This is a genomic window from Rhizobium aureum (genome assembly GCF_030182495.1).
GTDB classification, from domain to species: Bacteria; Pseudomonadota; Alphaproteobacteria; order Rhizobiales; family Rhizobiaceae; genus Rhizobium; species Rhizobium tropici_C.
In genome coordinates, this window is record NZ_JAQJCI010000046.1 from 1 (window position 1) to 1,462 (window position 1,462).

Annotated in this window: 1 protein-coding gene; it reads right to left on the reverse strand. The window is 62.7% G+C overall.

Going from position 1 to position 1,462, the window contains the following annotated elements:
• Window positions 1-1,462, reverse strand: a 1,462-nt coding sequence (locus PH552_RS33630; protein ID WP_483315525.1) for a beta strand repeat-containing protein, incomplete at both ends; no start/stop codon positions are given.

Consider the following 1,462-nt stretch of genomic DNA (forward strand, 5'->3'; position numbering starts at 1 on the left):
TTGATCGTCAGATCACCGCCACCCGCACTGAGCACGATATCACCGCCATTGGCTTTGGTCGCGGCAAAGTCGACGCCGGAGGCGAGAAGATCGGCGCTGACACCATTGGCGTTGCCATTGATGGTGATATTGCCCGCGCCGAGCAATTGGTTGGCGACATTGACGCCGCCGGCGACGCCGACGGCTCCATGGCTCGTGATGTTATTTGCCTGCAACAGCGAGGCCTGAGCAGTCAGGTCGCCGGCCGACAGCAACGTGCCGACGGCGATGGTGCCGGCGGCAGCTTTTAGATCGAGTGCGCCGGCCGAACCTAGGACGATGTTGCCACCGGCGGCGTTGGTCGAGGCAAAGTCGACGCCGGCCGCGATAGCGGTCGCCTCAATGCCAGCCCCGGAGATCAGGATATCGCCCGCCCCCAGAATCTGACCACTTGCGTTTATCGCAGCGTTGACGGTCAGCCCACCATGCGAAGTAACATTGGCGGCCGTGAGCGAAGTCGCGGTCGCGGTAAGATTGCCGGCTGATTGAATATTCCCCGCCGTGATATTACCGGTCGCACCGGTGTTGAGGCTTCCAGCCGACTGCAGATTGCCAGTGGCAATCGTGCCGCGAGTCGCCGTCAAGCTCAAGTTGCCTGCGGAGCCAAGAACGACATTCCCGCCAGGATCGGCACTGGTGGCAGCAATATTGATGCCGGAAACAACCATGCCGGTGGAGATTGACTGAGCAGTGGCGCTGACATTGCCCTGCGCCAGGACATTGCCGGAAACGGCAAGACTATTACCAGCGGTAAGAGCGAGATTGTTGTAGCTCAACAGCGAGGCGGCCGAGATCGAGCCGGCCGTGGCAGTCAGAGTAAGGTCGCCGGTGCTGCTGGCAGCACCACCGATCGCGATATCGCCGGAAGTGGCGACAAGCGTCGCAGCACCATTGCCAGCGGTGACGCTGCCGGCGGCAATGCCGCCGTCCGAACTCAGCTGCACGCTCGTGCCGCTGTTGACGTCGCCGGAGGCGCTCAAGAGACCGGTGCCGTTCGCAAGCACGATATCGCTATCCGCTGCGACTGATTGCAGGGTGATACCCTGGTCAGCCTGAACCGAAACCTTCTGTCTCGAGGTCACCTTGGCGGCCGTCGCCTTCTGTTTCGAGGTGATGGCAACGCCATCGCGGCCAGAGGCATTGCCGATCGAGATCTTGCCGTCGGCCGACAGCGTCAGTTCGCCGGCATTGGCGGCCATGTCACCGCTCATCTTGACGCCGGCGCCCTTCTCGGTGACGACGACCTTGATGCGGTCGGCCTGCATGGCGCCGAGTGCCGTGCCGTCGATCGCGTATTCCGGCGTGCCTGACGTGGCGGTCAGCGCCGTCGCTTCGCCGGTGGCATAATTGTATTGGCTGGCGCCGCCCGTCAGGCGGATGGTCTTGCCGTAGACCGGCGCATTGACATGGATATTGCGGGCAA